This window comes from Prochlorococcus sp. MIT 1342, from assembly GCF_047304495.1.
GTDB lineage: Bacteria > Cyanobacteriota > Cyanobacteriia > PCC-6307 > Cyanobiaceae > Prochlorococcus > Prochlorococcus marinus_D.
Window position 1 is genome coordinate 2,446,709 of the sequence record NZ_CP138957.1, and the last position, 21,204, is coordinate 2,467,912.

Below are 21,204 nucleotides of genomic sequence, written 5' to 3' on the forward strand. Positions count from 1 at the left end.
TATATGTCTGAATTCTTAAATTGCCAAAGACTCCCAGGCGTTCAGGCATGAGAGGCGTTCCTCTTCCAAGCTGTATATCTCTTGAATAGTCCTAGAGGCCTGGAAACGCTCTTGGATCACCGCATTCGGGTTGGCTTCGAAGCGCTTTAGTTCTGCTTCGATCCCATCAAGAAAGCCCATCAGATCTCCAAATTCAACTACTCTCATATGAGGTAAAGCAAAATCTCGCCCTCCTAGCCCGTGATATCCCACAACGAGGCATCCACAGGCGATGGCTTCAGCAAGGGGAAGTCCAAATCCTTCTGGGTGGCCGCAACTTAGAAACATTAAGGCTTCACGAAGTTCCTTGGCTATTTCTTCGTGTTGCATTCTTGGTAATTCGCGAAAGTTGTAATTGGAAAAGGCAGGGCGCCGTTTAGCCATCAATTCGACTTTGCGTGCATGATCCGCTTGCTTTCGCCCTATGAATACGATGTGAGGAGCCTTTTGGTTGGGGACATAGAAGAGATTGGCATCAATCCCGTTAATTAACGCAGTACAACGTTCACTGTCGATCCCGCAACCCTCAACCAAAAGCCTACGACTGTCTTCAGATACTGTTAATACACCTTTGATATCAGGGTGCTGGTAGAGCTTCAGGGTTGATGGATCACAGTTATTTTCTAGGCCAAAGCTGTAGAAGGCGTTCTGGTTGAAGATCACCTTGGGAATGCCGACCAAATAAGACGGCACATTTTTTAGCCAAGTTTCAGGGAGAACAATTAAGTCGTGGTCGGCGGCGGGCGGGCTTTCTAGATAGCTTTGAAGATCTATAACTTTAGCCTCGCTCTCGAACCAATCAGCATGGAAGCCTCGTTCTTGCTGAAGCACGAGGGCCTCCCAGCCATTTTTTTGAAGAAGTTCTGCTTGGCGATAGATCTGCTTAACACCACCGATGGGATGGTTCGTGTCTGGATAGCAGACGAACAGGATCCGTCGTCGTTTCATGAACTTGTGTTTTCCAGGATTCCGAGCTTCAGGAGAGTTGCTGTCATCGATGAATGGTGAAGGGCTGCAATATGGTGGGACAGGAAAACCTCATTGAGCTCGGCAGAACTAAGACTAGTGTTTTGTTGCTGCAGTTTTTTTAGGCTTCTGCTGAGAGTTTCTAGCCTTTGATTCGGGCAGAAGCGGCCGATGAAACTCCTTTGCATTTTCCCCGGAAGGATGCCTGCATCTGTGCAGGCTGGATGAAGTAGCCAGGGGCCTTGTGGAAAGCTGCCATGGCTGTAGCCATTGAAAAGTCTTCCGGAGTGACTTGTTGGCCATGGCAGTGTTCTCTGACTATCCATGGCTGCGTTTTGGCGCCGGCTTTTGAGCTCATTCCAGAGCTCCCGGTACTGACTACTAACTACTGACCAACTGAACTTCTGTTCAAGTTGCTCTTGTGCCTTCTCTCCCATTTCTCGTCGGTACTTGCTTTGGCTGCAGAGGATTTTTAGCGCTTGTATTAGGTCGCGGTGATTGATACAGACACCCAGGCTGCGAAGGCCTACGAAGGTGTCGTAGTCCATCAACCCCAATCGGTAGTCTCGTTCGATCCCATCAGCTTCTGATCGGCTACTTAGAACGTCCTGACTGGCTACTAAGAGGCCGCTCACCCCCGGTTCTACGAGATCCCTGTACCCGTTCCAATCGCTTACAACAACCGGAAGGGAGCTGGCCATGGCTTCCAGCACACTCAAGCCAAAGGTTTCTTGCAAATTGTCGGCTGGAGAGCAAAAGATATCGGCTGCTGCAAGTGCAAGTTTTTTCTCTTCTTCACTTGCTGGAATTAGGCCGCCAAGACGCCGAATGGATAGAGAAGGAAATTGCTTGGCGAGTTCATCAAAGGCCGCGGCGATGACATCACTAAAGAGATGACCACATTCTAATAAGATGATTTCATATTGAGCGCTTAGTTCTGCGAGTGAACGGTATAGTGGAAGGGGATGAGCTTTGCTATGGAAGCTGAGTCGTCCTAAAAACAGCACGACAATGGCCCCGTTCGGCAGCTGCAATGCTTGACGGGCCTCCTGCCGCTGATCCTCGCGGCTATTGAAACTTCCTCGCCATTGGTAAGGAGTCGGATCAATGGCGAGTGGGATTACGGGGAGTTGGGGACCTTTGGGAAATGGCAATGACTGCCTAAAGCGTCGTGAGAGCTTTTCTCGCTGACAGTCCATGGCTTCTTGAACGACTCCGAGTGCTGCTTGTGATGTGCACACCAGCGCATCCCATTCCTCTAGTGGTGCCGTGATCAGTTGTTCCAGGTTGCTCATCACATTTCGGGAACAGAGGGTATGAGTGACCCCGGTGATAGAGAAATTGTCAGAGGAGCGCCCTGCTCGCAACCAGCTCCAGTGCGCTAAACCTGGATCAGGCAGATGGACGCATCCGGAGTTGGTGATTGATGAGTTACTAAGGCCCAGCTGCAGCCGCACATTGCTGCCGCTTTCTAGACAGGGCTGCAGTTGATCGCGAAGCTTAGCGAAGTCATTGCGGTCGCTAACTATCACAGTTAGCTCCTCATTGATAAGGGAGGAGGCAATCCCATGGACAAAGCCACTGCCGGCCACCCTTCGGCCCATAACCTGATTGCGGTCGGTGTCGAAGGCATCACCTGGAAGAAATAGAGCTGCAGGGTACGTGCGGCTCATGCGTAGAAATCTCGTAGATAGGCCAGCAGGCAGCCCATAGTGAGAACAACTGCAAAAAATAGTGGCATCGCTGCCAGTCCAACTATCCAGGAATCTGCCACCTGAGCGAGCCCAACCATGATTCCTAGGTAAAAAAGTACTAGCAAGGTCGGAATTAGTGCTTGCGAGGTGCGGATACGCACGAGCCAGCGCTTAAAGCGTCGTCGCAGCGTTAGAGGTCGGGCAGGGCGAGATGCTGAATCCATAAGCGGAAGACTAATGTCAGGCTAATTGTTTGCTCATACAGCAACGGTTGTCCTATGCGTCTATTGATCGGAGTCGTGCATTTTTACCGATCAGGTGATGGGCGGCATGGCTCGCTGGCTGCAGATCCGGCTCCGAGGATCAGAGCTCTTAGTCAACTCATCCTTAGCTTGCATCGTCTATTCGGCCCTTCGGCTGCAACGCTTAACCATTGTCATCGTCGAGTCGATGACGTGGCCGATGGCGGAGGAGAAGTTGATTTGCGGATCTGCGTCATTGGCGACGACCATGTTCTGGATCAACTGCCTCAAATCTCAACTTTATATCGTCCGATTTGCTGTGATGTGGAAGATCCACGTCTGCTCGGATTTGCCTGTCAGGAGATGTTGGCCATGGTTAGTAGGCAGGCAGAGGAGGATGGGAGCCCCTACGACTACATTGCTTATCTAGAGGACGACATCGTGATTGCGGATGCTGACTTCTTCTTGAAATTACGGACCTTTAATTATGCTTTTGGTGATAACTATTTGCTTATGCCTAATCGGATAGAAACTATGGAGAATTCTGGCCATATTAACCGCTTTTACATCGACGGTGATTACAATCCTTTGGCGTCTGAGGCCTATCGTTGTAGCAGTTATCATAGGCTTTGTTTGGAGCATCTTGGTAAGACAATATGCTTTGATCAGCCATTCAATCTGCATTCTGGCTGTTTCTTTTTAAATCGAACTCAGGCTGAGGTTTATCGCTCTAGTGGTCATGCTGGTGAGGTGGATATAACTTTTCATGGCCCTCTTGAAAGTGCAGCCACTCTTGCAATGCTGAAGACATTTCAGGTCATGAAACCTGCTCTTGAGAATGGACTTTTCCTAACTGTTGAACATGCTGGCCGCAATTTCATGAACCTTGTTAATTCGTTATCTCGATGAGAAAAGCTCTGATTGACTGGCCCCTAACGCCATATACCGGTTGGGGTAATTACGGTATTCAGCTTGCTCAGGCACTCATGGATCAGGGTTGTTATCAGCCTGTGTTGGTTGCGCCTAATGATCGCACGAAGCATTGTGACTTACACTGGTTGGCAGCTCTTGAGCATCTTGAACTTGGCTCGAAAAGTATCTGTCGCTCTTTAGAGGAGGCCACAAATAAGGGATCACTACCTTTACCTACCTCGGCTTCTGTTGCGTTTTCACCGTTGGGAAATGTAGTACCACCTCCTCGATGTCAGGCTCAACGTCATGTGGGCGTTACTTTTTTCGAATGCAGTGATTTTTCCAAGCAGCAGTTGGAGATTTTGCAAGCTTTTGACCTGGTTGTCACCGGCTCCCGTTGGAATCAGTCGTTGTTGACTCAGCTGGGTATTTCACAAGCTCAGCTTGTGCATCAGGGTGTAGATACGGGGTTATTTAACCCTGCGCCTGTTCCGACGCTGATCAAACGTTCGATAGTGATTTTTTCTGGAGGCAAGCTTGAGACCCGTAAGGGTCAAGATATCGTCATCGCTGCCTTTCGCCGCTTATTGGGAATTCATCCTGATGCTTTGTTGATTGCTGCCTGGGGCAATGTTGGTAACGTGGCTATTGAGACTATTGGGTGCTCACCATATGTTACTGGGGCTCCTAAAGAGGGTCGCTCTAAGGGTATTGCTGCTTGGTTAGATGCCAATGGAGTGCCGGACAAAAACGTCTGGGTTTTGCCTTGCGTGGTGAATCGTCAGTTGCCCAATTTGATTAAGCAGGCCGATGTGGCTGTTTTTGCCAGTCGTTGCGAGGGTGGTACCAATTTGATGGCTATGGAAACTCTTGCTTGCGGTGTGCCGACTGTGGTCAGTGCCAATACGGGGCACCTTGATTTGCTGGATATGGGAATGGGGCATTGTTTGTCAGTGGGTGATTCTGGTGTTGGTTGTGTTAATCCTGATGTAGTAGCACCTTATGGTCGAGACAACGGTGGTTTCTGGGGGGAAACTGATCCTGAAGAGCTCTTGCAATGTTGGTTAAAGGTTGCCTCGGAGAAGGGTTCCTGGCGGCAGCAGGGTCAGCAGCAGGCCGCGGCCATGCAATCTATGAGTTGGAATGTGAGCATGAAGCGATTGATGAATTTGCTGAAGGAGTTTGAATCTCCGTGACCTGGCCAAATATTCATGATCAGTCCGTGTTGCTGATCACACTTGATTCCTGTCGATATGACACCTTTCGCCGCAGTGCCACCGCTGCAATTTCAGCAGTGGCTCCATTGCAGCGTGCTTGGGCACCAAGTCATTTCACCTTTGGGTCCCACTCCGCCATATTCAAGGGGTTTCTCCCGAGTGTTCTTGAGCCTGCTCCATTCCTGAATTCAAAGTTTGCCAAGCTTTTTCGTTTGGCCCATGGTGGTTGGCTCGGCAAGCAGGAAGAAATTTTTAAATTGGAGGGGCGGTCAATAATCGAGGGTTTTCGACGCCTTGGATACCCCACAATTGGTACCGGCGCTGTGGGTTGGTTTGATCCCAATAGCGAGACCGGTCGATGCCTTACCGATGAGTTTGACCAGTTCTTTTTCCCAGGTTTCACCTGGGGACTGCCTGAGCAGTTGGACTGGTTGGAACGCCATCTAACAACTCTTCCTGATGGCCCTGCTTTGATTTTTCTAAATATCGGCGAGACACATGTCCCTTATTGGCATCAGAGCGCAACTTGGGACCCAGAAGACAATCCTTGTGTGCCTTTTCAAACTGTTAATCGCCGCAGAGATTGCCGACGCCGACAACGTTGGTGCTTGGAGTACGTTGATTGTCAGTTGGGCGATTTGCTTCAAGCGTTTTCAGCTGCAACTATTGTCGTTACAGCTGATCATGGCGATTGTTGGGGTGAGGATGGTCTTTGGGAGCACGGTATTTCCCATCGGCGCACCCTAGAGGTGCCTTTGCTAATTCGTGTGCGGGGGCGCCCGATAGGTCAGTCCGGTTTAAGAGGATGAACCGTCAGATTCTTGTGCCAAATTGATTTTATCCCTGGGAATTGTCGCCATCGCCAGTCCGGTGGATTCCCTAAAAGTAAGTCTACTTGGCAGCCTGCTCCTCCAGCAAGGTGGGCAACGGCCGTATCCACACTGATGACCTTTTGGCATTTGCTAATCCGATCAAGTGTATCCAGCCAGTTGCGGGAGGTGGCGCTGAGGCCGAGCTTTTGGTGGGCCTCATGTTCATCGGTTTGCAGGCTTAGCAGAGGTTGATTGGGATTCCTGCTCTGATGCTGCAGCATCAGACGCTCTGGGGAGCTGCTTTTGTAGGCATGCATAGTTTGATCGTTTGGATTGCTCGCCCAACAGATCCCGATCTGGCTGCGTTCAGAATTATCTTTGGTTGTCCATGTGTTTTGGCGGAAGTTTCTGCCCCAACTGGTGTCAATATCCATGAGAGGAATCAGACTCATGAGTGGAATTTGCTCACCTTGATCTCGATTCACTTTTGAGCGATTAACTACTTCATTCAAGGGCCAAGCCAGGCGTTGCCGGAAGATATCGATCTGGCTGGCCGCTACAGCCCAACGCAGCCTCTCGCCTCGATCAATCAGTGGGAGTGTATAGCGCACGAATTGGAAGGCATCGCCCATACCCACGTCATTCCAGATGGTTAGGGTTCGACCATTGAGGGGATCTCCGCGCCATTGGCTTTGCATAAATGTCTCTTCTGCAAAACGCTGGCCATGCCAGTACCAACCCTCGGCAAATTCTCCTTTCCACAGCAATAGGAACCCTAGGTTTTTAGCTGCACTTCTTCGGCATTTGATATCCGGGCTGTTGAGGGCAATGCGGTAGCAGCGTTCGGCGGGCTCAACTCGACCCTGCTGCATCAATGACAGGCCTAGGTTGACAAGAATCCCTGGCTCATCAGCCATCAACTTGTAGGCCTGACGCAGCAGTCTCTCTGCGGCCAGAGGATCTCCTGCGGCAAACATGTCGAGACCAGCGCTGTTGCAGGTCACGGGATCAGCATTCCGCTGCCCGTGGCTCATCATTCAGCCATGACCCGATCGATTAGCTTCAGCTGAGCCTTTAGGCAAGTCTTGAGGTCATATCCTCTGTCAAGTATGCGTTGGCGTGCTGCTATCCCTAGATCTCTGCGTTTCCACTCATCGTTTAACAGTTGATCAACTTGCTGCGCCAGAGATTCTGGGTTGAAGAAATCAACCAACATGCCTTCTTTGCCGGTTTCAATCATTTCTTGCACGGGTGGTGTTGAGCTGGCTACTACACAGCAACCAGTACTCAGAGACTCCATTAGGCTCCAGCTGACAATGAATGGCACTGTCCAGTACACATGTACCCAGCTGCGACGTAATGCGGCGAGATATTCCTCATATTGAAGAGCTGGCAAGAGGTGGAGGCGGCTGGGATCCATCGGCCATTCCTTCAGAGCCCACTCTTTCCAGCTAAGTCCATCTCCTCGCTTGGCACCGTAGGCAACATCATCGGATCCAACCAGCAGGATATGGGTTCTAGGATTGCGTTGCATGAGTATTGCCAGGCCTTCAGCGACTTGAGGCCATCCGCGGTAGGGCTCAAAACATCGGGTTACATAAGTAACCAAAGGAACCTTGGAGGGTATTTGTATATCGCGGATGTTTAGGGCGTCTTGTCGTTGTTCGGGCGTGAACAGTTGCAGGGTGTCCACGTCGATGCCATCAAAGACCACATCCAGCAGAGTTCTTACTTTTTTAGGGAATTGGGCCGCCTGCCAGTGTGTTGGGCAGAGAGCCCCGTCTGCTTTTGCCAGATCCATCATGATCGGACTGTTGTATGTGTGCACCCTTAGAGAGGTGTCCGGGCTGGGAGGCTCCTGACTTCCAAAGCCCACATCCGACCCTCTGCTGTTGTAATACCACTCGAAGTAGCCAATGAATTTTGCCTTCGGCCACACTTCTTTCAGATAAAGAGTGTTGCCGAAGCCAGAATGGCCCACAATTAAATCTGGTATATATCCCTTCTGTTGCAGACGCATGGCCGCCCGAAGTGCTGCCTGACCATGAAGAACGGCAGTTTCGTAGCGTCTTAGATACGGATGACAAATGTCACCCTGCGGATCCCGTCCAAGCTGGTAACGAGCATGTTGCAAGCCCTCAATGTCAGTGGCAGTCCATTCTCTGTTTTGGGCGAGAAAGACAACTTCGTGCTGGCTATCAGCTGCAAAGTGGCAGCTCAGATGGCGAAATTGGGCGGGATAATTACAATGAACAAACAGGATTCGCACGTTTTACGTTTCTCAAGCGGCGCTCATCGAGCAGTAGCGTTTAAAGCCTTCGATGAACCAGGCTGGCAGGTTCTGCTCAGGATTGGCCAGCTTCACGCTGCCTGGACTGGCGAAAAGAATAGTGGAGACGAAGCGTTGTATACCTCCTTCTGCATGCAAGCTCTGAGGCGTTGATGTCAGCCAATTTTGGAGTGAGTTCTTCTGTTCTGCTTCCTGGGCATTGAGAGGCTCTTTCTGAACTCCACTCTGGGCCATGGCCCAAAAGCGATCACCGAAGTCTGCTTGGAATTGCCGCCCGAGCTCTTCCTTTGAAGTGGCCAAAATCAAGTTGATAGTCTGCATGCGCACATCTCTTAGTTCCTGCAGGATTTCTTGATCTTCCGGATCGATGTAATAAAGGTTGGATAGGCCTAGAACTCTATTGAGAAAGATCCTGTCGTCAAATGAAGGTTGCCCTTGCGGAGTTGGAGCTTGCTTGACTGTTGTTGTATTAATAGGATCAGAGGATGAGGCGCTGCTCTCATAGCGTTCGCTATATAGCTTCAATAGCCAGGCTGGAAGCTTTGATGAGGGATCTTCTACTTTTAGCTGGGCTGGAGGAAAAAAAGGCATCAAGGCCAACAGCACGGCCCAACCCTCTTGGGTCTCGCATCCTTTCTGCCGCAATTGCTGACTCAGCTCGTTTTTCTGTTGCCGGGCTTCTGAACTTGTGAATTCTCTTGTGCAGCATCGTTCTAGAAACAATGTATAAACTCGTCCGAAAGGACTGCTAAGTAGCGGCTCTAGAAAATCTGTTGGCGCATTTGTAATGAACTGTGCTATGTCAATGCTGCAATTTTCAACCTGCTTAGCTTCAGGAGCTTGTTGAGCTGCAAGTGTTTCAGCCTTTATCAGTTGCCAGGTCATGTAGTGGTATTGACTATCACCACTCAAACACAGCCTGGTCTTGGTGCCACTGTAGAAACTGTTTGTCAGTAATTGATTGATTGTTGACCTTTAGGCATTTTCCTCTGTAATATCCCTCATGTTACAAGGACTAAGTTTGGGCTGCATTGGCATTTTGGTGCTTAAAGCCAGTTCCATTCGTCGAGTTGCGGCTCGGCAGTCCGCCCCACAGAGCCGCACGGCACCCTTAAGCAGAACCACCTAATGGCGAACATCAACAGCACTATTACAGGCTCCAGTACAGGGGATACTCTCCTTGGAACAGCTGCGGACCAGCTAATTCTGGGGGGTTCGGCCGGAGACAGTATTGGATCGAATTACTCCAACAGTTGCTTGGTTGGTGCTGGTGGAGCTGATAGCTTTTTTGCCAATTCGAAAGTTCCTGGCCTGGGCGCTGGTAGCACGGTTGAGGGTGGCTCTGGTGGTGACAGCTTTAATTTTGGAAATTACGACTTAACTAGCGTTGCTCTCTATGGCAACCAGGACAACGATAGTTTTGATATTCAAGGCGAGCTGAATACCGCCAGCCTTTATGGAGGACAAGGAGAAGACAGCATTCGTCTGCGTGACGGGGTTAATAATGTCTATTTAGAAGCCAATAGTGGTAACGACACGATCACCATTGCAGGTGTGGTTGCCAACAGCTTCCTGCATGCCGGTCAGGGTGATGACACTTACAGCGTTGTAGGAACAGTTAGCAATTCAACGTTGAGTGGTGGCAGTGGCGCTGATCTGCTGAGTTTCACTAAAGCAGTAACGGGTTCAACGCTCGATGCTGGGCCTGGTGAATCAGCTGACACGATCGCCGTTGCGAGTTCAGTTGTAAGCAGCTCGCTGTCTGGCCAAGCTGGTAACGATTCGATCAGCCTTGGCAAAGGTCTTACCAGTAGCACGCTGACCGGCGGTAGCGGTGCTGACACGCTCAACATTTCCCTTAATGCCCTGAACAGCTCCGTTCTGGGTGGTATTGGCGCTGATTTGATCAGTGTTGACGGTAGCGTGAGTGCTACAACCGTTTTTGGTGCTTCTGGTGCAGACACCATCACCATTAGCGGCAATGTCGTCGGCAATTCACAGCTTTATGGCAACCAAGACAATGACAGCATCAATGTCGGTGGTTCTGTAACTAGCAGCTCCGTTTTAGGCGGTCAGGGCAATGACAGCTTGATTGTCGGCGGCAGTGTGGTCGGCGGCAATATTGAAGGTAATTCCGGTAATGATTCGATTTCGATTGGTCAGCAAGCTAGTAATTCGCTAGTCGCTGGCGGCCAGGGAAATGACACCTTGGACATCGCTGCTGTTGTGGGTGGACAAGTCGGCGGTCAGCTTGGTACTGACTCACTGCGTGTGAGTGGCAAGATTGCGGATGCTCTAGTGAGCATGACTTCTGTCGCAGATCCTGATAGCACAAGCGATGGGGCTGACACCTTAACGGTGGGTGGCTCGGTTTCGAACAGCACGATCTATTCCGGAGCTGGTGCAGATTTCATCAGCATGGATAGCCATCTTTTGGCTGGTTCGTTGTATGGCGGCAGCGGAGCTGACACGGTGATGGTGGGTGGCAGCCTGAGTGGCTTGACCGCTTTGCAGGACGGAGACGACTCCCTTTCTGCTGCTAATGCAGATGGAGCGAGTCTTACCGGCGGCAGCGGTTCTGACACGGTCACCATTGCTGCTGCGGCTAAGAACTCGTCTCTGGTTGGTGGTATTGGTGCCGATAGCATCCTGATCGGTACATTTGCCAACGGCACCACGGTGTTTGGTGGCAATCCTGCTGATGGCAGCGATTCAAATGATGGTGCGGACTCAATTACGGCGGCAAGTGCTTCTGCTGCTGTTTTCTACGGCAATGCTGGTGCTGACACCTTGAGCGTTGGTGGTGCTGCCACAGCGACATCGCTATATGGCGGAGCGGCTAACGACTTAATCAGTATCGACGGCAACTTCAGTGCTGGTGAGATTCTTGGCGGTAGCGGTCTCGACTCGGTGGTCATCACCGGAACGCTTCAGGGCAGTGCTGCTGTTTACGGTGACTCTTCTGCTTCTACGGAAGATGCGAATGACAGCATCCGTATTGCTGCGATTTCTCAGGGTGCCGTTTACGGGAACCTTGGTGATGACACCATCAGTATTGGTAATGGTGGCAAGTCGGCATCGCTGTTTGGCGGCTCCGGCAATGATGTCTTCAATATGGTCTCGTTCTCTAAAGGCCTTATTGAAGGTGGTAAAGATGCAGACACTGTCACTCTTACGGGTTCTTTGCTAGGTGGCGGCAGCATTTTTGGGGCCAGTAGTGGTAGTACCGAGGGTGACGGTGCTGACATGGTCAGCATCGCTGCAGGTATTGATGAGGGTGCGATTTATGGCGGCTCTGGTAACGACAGCCTTGTTGTCAATGCTGGTGGAGGAACGAAGGCCAGTGTCTATGGCGGCGAGGGCAATGACTCCTTCAATTTTGTTGGTGCTGGCGCTGGTAACTCTGTTGTATCTGCCACGATTCAGACAGGCATTGGTGAAGACACAATCAGGGTTGGTGGAGCTTTAACGTCTTCCAGCATTTTTGGAGATGAGGGCAGCAGCGGTAGTACTGGTGGAGCCGACCTGATTTCGCTCGTGGGCCAGGTGAGCAGTAGCCAGGTCTATGGCAATGTCGGTGCCGATCAAATCTCGATAGACAGTGGCTTTATTGCCAGCAGCATTTATGGCGGCTCTGATAATGACAGCGTCTATGTGGTGAACGGAGTATCCACCGCTGCGATGATTGATGGCGGCGTTGGTGACGACTTCCTCAGCGTTGGAGGCCTTGCTGGTACATCATCTTTGGTTGGTGGTTCTGGAGCTGACACCATCCAAGTAGCTGGTGCTTCTACTCATTGGTATGTGGATGGTGGTGATAGTAATGACAGCCTTTCTATTGCTGGACTCAATGAGAAGACGACTGTTCTTGGTGGCAGTGGTAACGACACGTTCCAAATCAATAGCGTTTCCAAGGGCTACTTAGAAGCCAACGTTGGAGCAGACAGCATTGTTGTTGCTTCTGGTGCTATTAGCAGCTCGATCATTGCTGGCAAGGGAGATGACCTGATTTCGATATCAGGCGGCATGACCGCGGATTCGATCTATGGCGGCAGCGGCAATGACAGCTACAACTTCACGGGTGGTGCGGCCTCGGGCCGTGTGGATACCGGCGCGGGCATTGATTCCATCCTCTTTGGTGGATCATCTGACACGGTGACTATCACTGGCGCGCTAACTAGCACCACTGTTAAGGCTGGTGCCGCCAACGACACGTTGTATATCGCCTCATCGATGAGTAACGGCTACATCGAGGGAGAAGAAGGCAATGACTTGATCAACTTTGCTTCTCTGTCGGCACTGGCCACTTCCACCACGATCAAAGGTGGTGCTGGAAGTGACACGATCAGTCTTCACGGCGGAGCCAATGATTTAGTTCTGAATGTTTTCTCTGGCGACAGCCTGTTTGGTGGAAGTGGTGGCGACTCGCTGACCTTCACTGGTTCTGTGGTCGGTGGCAGTGTCTCTGGTGGTAGCGGTGCAGACAGCATCGTGATGTCTGGCACCAGGACGACGGGAACACCTGGCTTTACCATCGATATGGGTGCTGGTGCTGACAAAGTTCTGTTCACGCAATCGAGCGAGAATGACCTGGTCAAGGTGTCCCAGGCGACGGTGACAGGTAATAAGACGATTACCTATCAAGAAGCAGCAGCATCAGCAACGATCACTACCGGTACTGGTGCTGACTCGATCACGTTTGAGAAGGTCTTGACTGGTGTGAATAGCATCACGACGAATAGTGGCAATGACTCTGTTCGTTTCTTGGATGGTGCCAGTGGTATAGCCACCTTTAACCTTGGCGCTGGAGCAGACTATGTGTTCGCTTCCAATATTGTTCAGGCAAGCAGCGTCTCTGGTGGTGCTGGTGCTGACACGTTCGCGATCAGTACGCTCAGTAACGCAGCCATTTATGGCGGCGGTGATGTTGATTCCATCAAGATCAGCGGTGGATTGTATGGCTCCACGGTTGACTTTGGAGCTGGCGATGAAGCCTTCACGCTCAGTGTGAAGGCCACTGGTAGCACCATTGCGGGTGGTGTTGGTAAAGATACTTTTGTTGTCACTACTGCTGCGGCTCTGACAGCATCGGCGCTCGACGGTGGTGCTGGCGAGGACAGCATTAGTTTCGCGAAGACTCTGAGCAATAGCAGCGTCTTGGGTGGTGCTGGACAAGACACCATTACCCTCGCTGCTTTGGTAGAAGCTGGAGCGTTGGTAAGTGGTGATGCAGGTTCTGACCTGATGGTCTTCTCTAGCACCGTTTCTGCATCTTCTGTTTATGGCGGCGGCGGTGGCGACACCATCAATTTGCTGAGTGAAGTCAATACCAGCACGATCGACCTAGGCGCCGATGGTGACTCCCTAAGCTTCAACAGCACTTTGAGCAACTCCACTGTTCTAGGTGGTGCTGGTGCTGACACGTTGACCTTTGGAGCTAGTGCGAAGTTCACCACCAGCTCAATTTCTGGTGGTGCGGATGCTGACAGCTTGGTCTTCAGTGCGGTTGTGAATTCCAATACAACTATTGGTGGCGGTGGCGGTACCGACACCATCAGTTTTGGTAACACCGTCAGCGGTGCTGTTATTTCTACCGATGGTGGTGCTGACTACATCACCTTTACTACCAATGTGACCGGCTCAACCATTTGGGGTGGTAGCGGAACCCAGACGATGGTGTTCTCTGCAGCGGCTGACGATGCAATCTTGACCGGCGGTTTCGGCGGAGGCTTTATCAGCCTGGGCGCTGGCGCTGACACCATTACCTTTGCAGGTGGTCCTGGTCACATAAGCACAACTAAAATAGTTGCTGGGGCTGGAGATGATTCGCTTGTCTTCAACCGGAACACAGATGGCGTTAGGCTTGTCAACAGCAGTGTCTACGCTGGTGAGGGCGCTGACACTTTCGCAGGAACAGGTATTTCAATTGGCGCTCTTGGCGTGAGCTTCTGGGGTGGTGCTGGAGCAGACAACTACAACTTCGATGCCATTAGTAACTCCCATAACACGGCTTATTTCTGGAACGAAACCGGCGGTGGAGTTGACACGATCAATCTCCTTGGAGCCAATACGGTGACAGGTAACTTGGGCTTTGGTGTTAGCCATAACTCCGGTCTGGTTATCAGTTTCGGAGCAGCTGGCGTTGCTGGTGATTCGTCAACCTCTGATGTCTTCAGTGCCGCCACCTCGGCCCTCTTCTCGATCGGTGGATCAGGATCAGGCCTTTCCGGTAGCTTGGTGACGGTTGGTTCTTCAAGTGGTGGTAGACAACTGACGTTGGGTTGGACCGGAGGAGCGCTGGTCAGCTTCTTTGGTGCTGCTGGCATTAGTGCCGACTTCTTCCAGTCGGGTACCTTCTGTGGTAATGGAACGGCGATATTCGGCTTCGGACAGAGCTTCCCGATCTTCAGCTGATACTTCTGATATCAGTCGATTTAAAAAAGCCCCCTTGCGGGGGCTTTTTTGTTGCCGTGTTCCTGCTCCTTTAATCTCTTTGCAATGCCATGGACTCGTGATTGATAACAGCTTTCTGCCGCTTCCTCTCTGGGAGCATGGCATTCCGTCAATAGATCGCTAACAGTACCTAGGTACTAGCTCTGTAGTTCTTTGTTAATACAATTAATATCCCCGGGCACGTACTACTTGTTATTTGCTTGGAGGTTCGTTCAAATCAACCAAGTATGAATGAACTGCATACTTGGCCTGAATATGCTTTCCTTCTTGTTGCCTTGGCTGATGGTTGTTTTAGCCTTTGTATTCGTTTTGACCACGCCGTAAATTCCTGGTTGACCTAAGTCGACTTCGTATGTAATCTTTGCGATGGAATGCTTTGCGCTTTTGTAGTGCACTAGTACTGATCGTCGAGTTGCGGCTCGGCAGTCCGCCCCACAGAGCCGCACGGCACCCTTAAGCAGAACCACCTAATGGCGAACATCAACAGCACGATTACAGGCTCCAGTACAGGGGATACTCTCCTTGGAACAGCTGCGGACCAGCTGATTCTGGGGGGTTCGGCCGGAGACAGTATTGGATCGAATTACTCCAACAGTTGCTTGGTTGGTGCTGGTGGAGCTGATAGCTTTTTTGCCAATTCGAAAGTTCCTGGCCTGGGCGCTGGTAGCACGGTTGAGGGTGGCTCTGGTGGTGACAGCTTTAATTTTGGAAATTACGACTTAACTAGCGTTGCTCTCTATGGCAACCAGGAGAACGATAGTTTTGATATTCAAGGCGAGCTGAATACCGCCAGCCTTTATGGAGGACAAGGAGAAGACAGCATTCGTCTGCGTGACGGGGTTAATAATGTCTATTTAGAAGCCAATAGTGGTAACGACACGATCACCATTGCAGGTGGGATTGCCAACAGCTTCCTGCATGCCGGTCAGGGTGATGACACTTACAGCGTTGTAGGAACAGTTAGCAATTCAACGTTGAGTGGTGGCAGTGGCGCTGATCTGCTGAGTTTCACTAAAGCAGTAACGGGTTCAACGCTCGATGCTGGGCCTGGTGAATCAGCTGACACGATCGCCGTTGCGAGTTCAGTTGTAAGCAGCTCGCTGTCTGGCCAAGCTGGTAACGATTCGATCAGCCTTGGCAAAGGTCTTACCAGTAGCACGCTGACCGGCGGTAGCGGTGCTGACACGCTCAACATTTCCCTTAATGCCCTGAACAGCTCCGTTCTGGGTGGTATTGGCGCTGATTTGATCAGTGTTGACGGTAGCGTGAGTGCTACAACCGTTTTTGGTGCTTCTGGTGCAGACACCATCACCATTAGCGGCAATGTCGTCGGCAATTCACAGCTTTATGGCAACCAAGACAATGACAGCATCAATGTCGGTGGTTCTGTAACTAGCAGCTCCGTTTTAGGCGGTCAGGGCAATGACAGCTTGATTGTCGGCGGCAGTGTGGTCGGCGGCAATATTGAAGGTAATTCCGGTAATGATTCGATTTCGATTGGTCAGCAAGCTAGTAATTCGCTAGTCGCTGGCGGCCAGGGAAATGACACCTTGGACATCGCTGCTGTTGTGGGTGGACAAGTCGGCGGTCAGCTTGGTACTGACTCACTGCGTGTGAGTGGCAAGATTGCGGATGCTCTAGTGAGCATGACTTCTGTCGCAGATCCTGATAGCACAAGCGATGGGGCTGACACCTTAACGGTGGGTGGCTCGGTTTCGAACAGCACGATCTATTCCGGAGCTGGTGCAGATTTCATCAGCATGGATAGCCATCTTTTGGCTGGTTCGTTGTATGGCGGCAGCGGAGCTGACACGGTGATGGTGGGTGGCAGCCTGAGTGGCTTGACCGCTTTGCAGGACGGAGACGACTCCCTTTCTGCTGCTAATGCAGATGGAGCGAGTCTTACCGGCGGCAGCGGTTCTGACACGGTCACCATTGCTGCTGCGGCTAAGAACTCGTCTCTGGTTGGTGGTATTGGTGCCGATAGCATCCTGATCGGTACATTTGCCAACGGCACCACGGTGTTTGGTGGCAATCCTGCTGATGGCAGCGATTCAAATGATGGTGCGGACTCAATTACGGCGGCAAGTGCTTCTGCTGCTGTTTTCTACGGCAATGCTGGTGCTGACACCTTGAGCGTTGGTGGTGCTGCCACAGCGACATCGCTATATGGCGGAGCGGCTAACGACTTAATCAGTATCGACGGCAACTTCAGTGCTGGTGAGATTCTTGGCGGTAGCGGTCTCGACTCGGTGGTCATCACCGGAACGCTTCAGGGCAGTGCTGCTGTTTACGGTGACTCTTCTGCTTCTACGGAAGATGCGAATGACAGCATCCGTATTGCTGCGATTTCTCAGGGTGCCGTTTACGGGAACCTTGGTGATGACACCATCAGTATTGGTAATGGTGGCAAGTCGGCATCGCTGTTTGGCGGCTCCGGCAATGATGTCTTCAATATGGTCTCGTTCTCTAAAGGCCTTATTGAAGGTGGTAAAGATGCAGACACTGTCACTCTTACGGGTTCTTTGCTAGGTGGCGGCAGCATTTTTGGGGCCAGTAGTGGTAGTACCGAGGGTGACGGTGCTGACATGGTCAGCATCGCTGCAGGTATTGATGAGGGTGCGATTTATGGCGGCTCTGGTAACGACAGCCTTGTTGTCAATGCTGGTGGAGGAACGAAGGCCAGTGTCTATGGCGGCGAGGGCAATGACTCCTTCAATTTTGTTGGTGCTGGCGCTGGTAACTCTGTTGTATCTGCCACGATTCAGACAGGCATTGGTGAAGACACAATCAGGGTTGGTGGAGCTTTAACGTCTTCCAGCATTTTTGGAGATGAGGGCAGCAGCGGTAGTACTGGTGGAGCCGACCTGATTTCGCTCGTGGGCCAGGTGAGCAGTAGCCAGGTCTATGGCAATGTCGGTGCCGATCAAATCTCGATAGACAGTGGCTTTATTGCCAGCAGCATTTATGGCGGCTCTGATAATGACAGCGTCTATGTGGTGAACGGAGTATCCACCGCTGCGATGATTGATGGCGGCGTTGGTGACGACTTCCTCAGCGTTGGAGGCCTTGCTGGTACATCATCTTTGGTTGGTGGTTCTGGAGCTGACACCATCCAAGTAGCTGGTGCTTCTACTCATTGGTATGTGGATGGTGGTGATAGTAATGACAGCCTTTCTATTGCTGGACTCAATCAGCTGACGACTGTTCTTGGTGGCAGTGGTAACGACACGTTCCAAATCAATAGCGTTTCCAAGGGCTACTTAGAAGCCAACGTTGGAGCAGACAGCATTGTTGTTGCTTCTGGTGCTATTAGCAGCTCGATCATTGCTGGCAAGGGAGATGACCTGATTTCGATATCAGGCGGCATGACCGCGGATTCGATCTATGGCGGCAGCGGCAATGACAGCTACAACTTCACGGGTGGTGCGGCCTCGGGCCGTGTGGATACCGGCGCGGGCATTGATTCCATCCTCTTTGGTGGATCATCTGACACGGTGACTATCACTGGCGCGCTAACTAGCACCACTGTTAAGGCTGGTGCCGCCAACGACACGTTGTATATCGCCTCATCGATGGGTAACGGCTACATCGAGGGAGAAGAAGGCAATGACTTGATCAACTTTGCTTCTCTGTCGGCACTGGCCACTTCCACCACGATCAAAGGTGGTGCTGGAAGTGACACGATCAGTCTTCACGGCGGAGCCAATGATTTAGTTCTGAATGTTTTCTCTGGCGACAGCCTGTTTGGTGGAAGTGGTGGCGACTCGCTGACCTTCACTGGTTCTGTGGTCGGTGGCAGTGTCTCTGGTGGTAGCGGTGCAGACAGCATCGTGATGTCTGGCACCAGGACGACGGGAACACCTGGCTTTACCATCGATATGGGTGTTGGTGCTGACAAAGTTCTGTTCACGCAATCGAGCGAGAATGACCTGGTCAAGGTGTCCCAGGCGACGGTGACAGGTAATAAGACGATTACCTATCAAGAAGCAGCAGCATCAGCAACGATCACTACCGGTACTGGTGCTGACTCGATCACGTTTGAGAAGGCCTTGACTGGTGTGAATAGCATCACGACGAATAGTGGCAATGACTCTGTTCGTTTCTTGGATGGTGCCAGTGGTATAGCCACCTTTAACCTTGGCGCTGGAGCAGACTATGTGTTCGCTTCCAATATTGTTCAGGCAAGCAGCGTCTCTGGTGGTGCTGGTGCTGACACGTTCGCGATCAGTACGCTCAGTAACGCAGCCATTTATGGCGGCGGTGATGTTGATTCCATCAAGATCAGCGGCTCACTGTATGGCTCCACGGTTGACTTTGGAGCTGGCGATGAAGCCTTCACGCTCAGTGTTCATGCCTCTGGTAGCACCATTGCGGGTGGTGTTGGTAAAGATACTTTTGTTGTCACTACTGCTGCGGCTCTGACAGCATCGGCGCTCGACGGTGGTGCTGGCGAGGACAGCATTAGTTTCGCGAAGACTCTGAGCAATAGCAGCGTCTTGGGTGGTGCTGGACAAGACACCATTACCCTCGCTGCTTTGGTAGAAGCTGGAGCGTTGGTAAGTGGTGATGCAGGTTCTGACCTGATGGTCTTCTCTAGCACCGTTTCTGCATCTTCTGTTTATGGCGGCGGCGGTGGCGACACCATCAATTTGCTGAGTGAAGTCAATACCAGCACGATCGACCTAGGCGCCGATGGTGACTCCCTAAGTTTCAACAGCACTTTGAGCAACTCCACTGTTCTAGGTGGTGCTGGTGCTGACACGTTGACCTTTGGAGCTAGTGCGAAGTTCACCACCAGCTCAATTTCTGGTGGTGCGGATGCTGACAGCTTGGTCTTCAGTGCGGTTGTGAATTCCAATACAACTATTGGTGGCGGTGGCGGTACCGACACCATCAGTTTTGGTAACACCGTCAGCGGTGCTGTTATTTCTACCGATGGTGGTGCTGATTACATCACCTTTACTACCAATGTGACCGGCTCAACCATTTGGGGTGGTGGCGGAACCCAGACGATGGTGTTCTCTGCAGCGGCTGACGATGCAACCTTGACCGGTATTTATGGCGGAGGCTTTATCAGCCTGGGCGCTGGTGATGACACGCTCACGCTCACCCTCGGAGCCGCTGGCAATACGGCCACTATTAACAGTTCAGACACTCTGAATATCACTGGGAACGTTGCTTCGGGCATCACAATTGATGCCGCTGCGAACAGTGGAGATTATGTGTTCGCTCTTGGACAAAACACAGCGGTCTTCAGCGCTATCGGAACCGGTGCTCAGGTGAGCTTCGGAGCTAACGCTGATATGGCGACCTTCAACGCAGCCATCGGAGCAGCTTCGATCTATGGCGGTGGTGGTGGTGACAGCTTGGCCTTCAGTGGTGCTGTTGATTCTGGTGCAACCATCGATGCAGGCGCAGGTGCTGACAGCCTTTACTTCGCAAGTGCAGCACTCTCCAGCGGTAACGTCACTAACGCCTTTACTCTTAATGGTGCTGACACCTTCAAGCTTCTAGGAACGAACACTATTGTCTTTGGCGCTTTGGGAACTGCTGGCGCTCAGGTGAGCTTCGGAGCTAACGCTGATAATGCCACCTTCTCTGGGGCCATCGGAGCAGTTTCGATCTATGGCGGTGGTGGTGCTGACACCATTGACTTCAATGGAGATATCGGAGCTGCAACCATCGATGCAGGCGCAGGTGCTGACAGCCTTAATTTCAGTGGTGCTTTAGCAGCCACGAGAATCAGCGGTCTCTTTACCAATGGTGATGTAGCGATTCTCAGCGGTCAGAACACTGCCATCTTCGATGGATACATCGGAACCGGTGCTCAGGTGAGCTTCGGAGCTAACGCTGATATGGCAACCTTCTCAGGAGCCATCGGAGCAGCTGCGCTCTACGGAGGCGGAGGTGCTGACAGCTTGGCCTTCAATGCTGCTATAGAAGGGGCAACAATTGATGCCGGTGCTGGTGCTGATAGCCTTGTCTTCAACAATGTCAATCTCACTAGAACCACTGTTGCCGGCGGTATTGCTGCTGACGTCTTCTCGGGGGGCATCTCAGTTGGCGCTCTTGGCGTGAGTTTCTGGGGCGGTGCTGGAGCAGACAACTTCAACTTCTCTTCTGGAATCAGTAATTCCCATAACACGGCTTATTTCTGGAACGAAACCGGCGGTGGAGTTGACACGATCAATCTCGCTGGAGCCAATACGGTGACAGGTAACTTGGGCTTTGGTGTTAGCCATAACTCTGGTCTGGTTATCAGTTTCGGAGCAGCTACCGGTGCTGGTGATGTGTCAACCACTGATGTCTTCTCTGCCGCCACCTCGGCCCTCTTCTCGATCGGTGGATCAGGATCAGGCCTTGCCGGCAGCTTGGTGACGGTGGGTGGTACATCTAGATACCTGACGTTGGGTTGGACCGGAGGAGCGCTGGTCAGCTTCTTTGGTAATGCTGGCATTAGTGCCGACTTCTTCCAGTCGGGTACCTTCTGTGGTAATGGTTCGGCGATATTCGGCTTCGGAAGGACCTTCCCGATCTTCAGCTGATACTTCTGATATCAGTCGATTTAAAAAAGCC

11 protein-coding genes are annotated in these 21,204 nt (G+C 51.6%); 5 read left to right on the top strand and 6 right to left on the bottom strand.

Features of this window, described 5'->3' with window-relative positions:
* Positions 1–15: 15 nt before the first annotated feature.
* From SIB79_RS12420 to SIB79_RS12430, 3 genes are read right to left on the bottom strand one after another with little or no spacing between them, the layout of a single operon-like run.
* Positions 16–987: a glycosyltransferase family 4 protein gene (locus SIB79_RS12420; protein WP_063404176.1), complete on the bottom strand. Its 972-nt coding sequence runs from the start codon at positions 985–987 to the stop codon at positions 16–18.
* Complete coding sequence (locus SIB79_RS12425; RefSeq protein ID WP_063404175.1) at positions 984–2,678, bottom strand: glycosyltransferase family 4 protein; 1,695 nt, start codon at positions 2,676–2,678, stop codon at positions 984–986. Before SIB79_RS12425 ends, SIB79_RS12420 begins: the two co-directional genes overlap by 4 nt.
* Positions 2,675–2,923: a hypothetical protein gene (locus tag SIB79_RS12430; protein WP_063404174.1), complete on the bottom strand. Its 249-nt coding sequence runs from the start codon at positions 2,921–2,923 to the stop codon at positions 2,675–2,677. The genes SIB79_RS12425 and SIB79_RS12430 overlap by 4 nt, the downstream gene beginning before the upstream one ends.
* A gap of 54 nt (positions 2,924–2,977) precedes the next feature.
* On the opposite strand from SIB79_RS12430, the gene SIB79_RS12435 reads away from it, so the two are divergent.
* Genes SIB79_RS12435 through SIB79_RS12445 form a run of 3 tightly spaced genes read left to right on the top strand, consistent with a single transcriptional unit; the run spans position 2,978 to position 5,879 of the window.
* Positions 2,978–3,850, top strand: coding sequence for a hypothetical protein (locus tag SIB79_RS12435; RefSeq protein WP_063404172.1), 873 nt, complete (start codon positions 2,978–2,980; stop codon positions 3,848–3,850).
* Entirely contained in the window at positions 3,847–5,049 is a 1,203-nt protein-coding gene (locus SIB79_RS12440; protein WP_063404170.1) for a glycosyltransferase family 4 protein, read from the top strand. The genes SIB79_RS12435 and SIB79_RS12440 overlap by 4 nt, the downstream gene beginning before the upstream one ends.
* On the top strand, positions 5,046–5,879 hold the full coding sequence (locus tag SIB79_RS12445; RefSeq protein WP_063404168.1) for a hypothetical protein: 834 nt from the start codon (positions 5,046–5,048) through the stop codon (positions 5,877–5,879). Before SIB79_RS12440 ends, SIB79_RS12445 begins: the two co-directional genes overlap by 4 nt.
* On the opposite strand, the gene SIB79_RS12450 is transcribed toward SIB79_RS12445, so the two are convergent.
* Genes SIB79_RS12450 through SIB79_RS12460 form a run of 3 tightly spaced genes read right to left on the bottom strand, consistent with a single transcriptional unit; the run spans position 5,858 to position 9,057 of the window.
* Positions 5,858–6,919 carry a tetratricopeptide repeat protein gene (locus SIB79_RS12450; RefSeq protein ID WP_155724680.1) on the bottom strand — a complete coding sequence of 354 codons (1,062 nt, stop codon included), beginning with the start codon at positions 6,917–6,919 and terminating at the stop codon, positions 5,858–5,860. The genes SIB79_RS12445 and SIB79_RS12450 overlap by 22 nt on opposite strands.
* Positions 6,916–8,151, bottom strand: coding sequence for a glycosyltransferase (locus tag SIB79_RS12455; protein WP_063404164.1), 1,236 nt, complete (start codon positions 8,149–8,151; stop codon positions 6,916–6,918). The genes SIB79_RS12450 and SIB79_RS12455 overlap by 4 nt, the downstream gene beginning before the upstream one ends.
* A 12-nt stretch (positions 8,152–8,163) precedes the next feature.
* Entirely contained in the window at positions 8,164–9,057 is an 894-nt protein-coding gene (locus SIB79_RS12460; protein ID WP_063404162.1) for a hypothetical protein, read from the bottom strand.
* A 243-nt stretch (positions 9,058–9,300) separates the two neighbouring features.
* On the opposite strand from SIB79_RS12460, the gene SIB79_RS12465 reads away from it, so the two are divergent.
* The gene (locus tag SIB79_RS12465; protein WP_413681110.1) at positions 9,301–14,586 is read left to right on the top strand and encodes a beta strand repeat-containing protein; all 5,286 of its coding nucleotides are present in this window, start codon (positions 9,301–9,303) and stop codon (positions 14,584–14,586) included.
* Between the two features lie 509 nt (positions 14,587–15,095).
* The gene (locus tag SIB79_RS12470) at positions 15,096–21,173 is read left to right on the top strand and encodes a hypothetical protein (RefSeq protein WP_413681111.1); all 6,078 of its coding nucleotides are present in this window, start codon (positions 15,096–15,098) and stop codon (positions 21,171–21,173) included.
* Positions 21,174–21,204 lie beyond the last annotated feature (31 nt).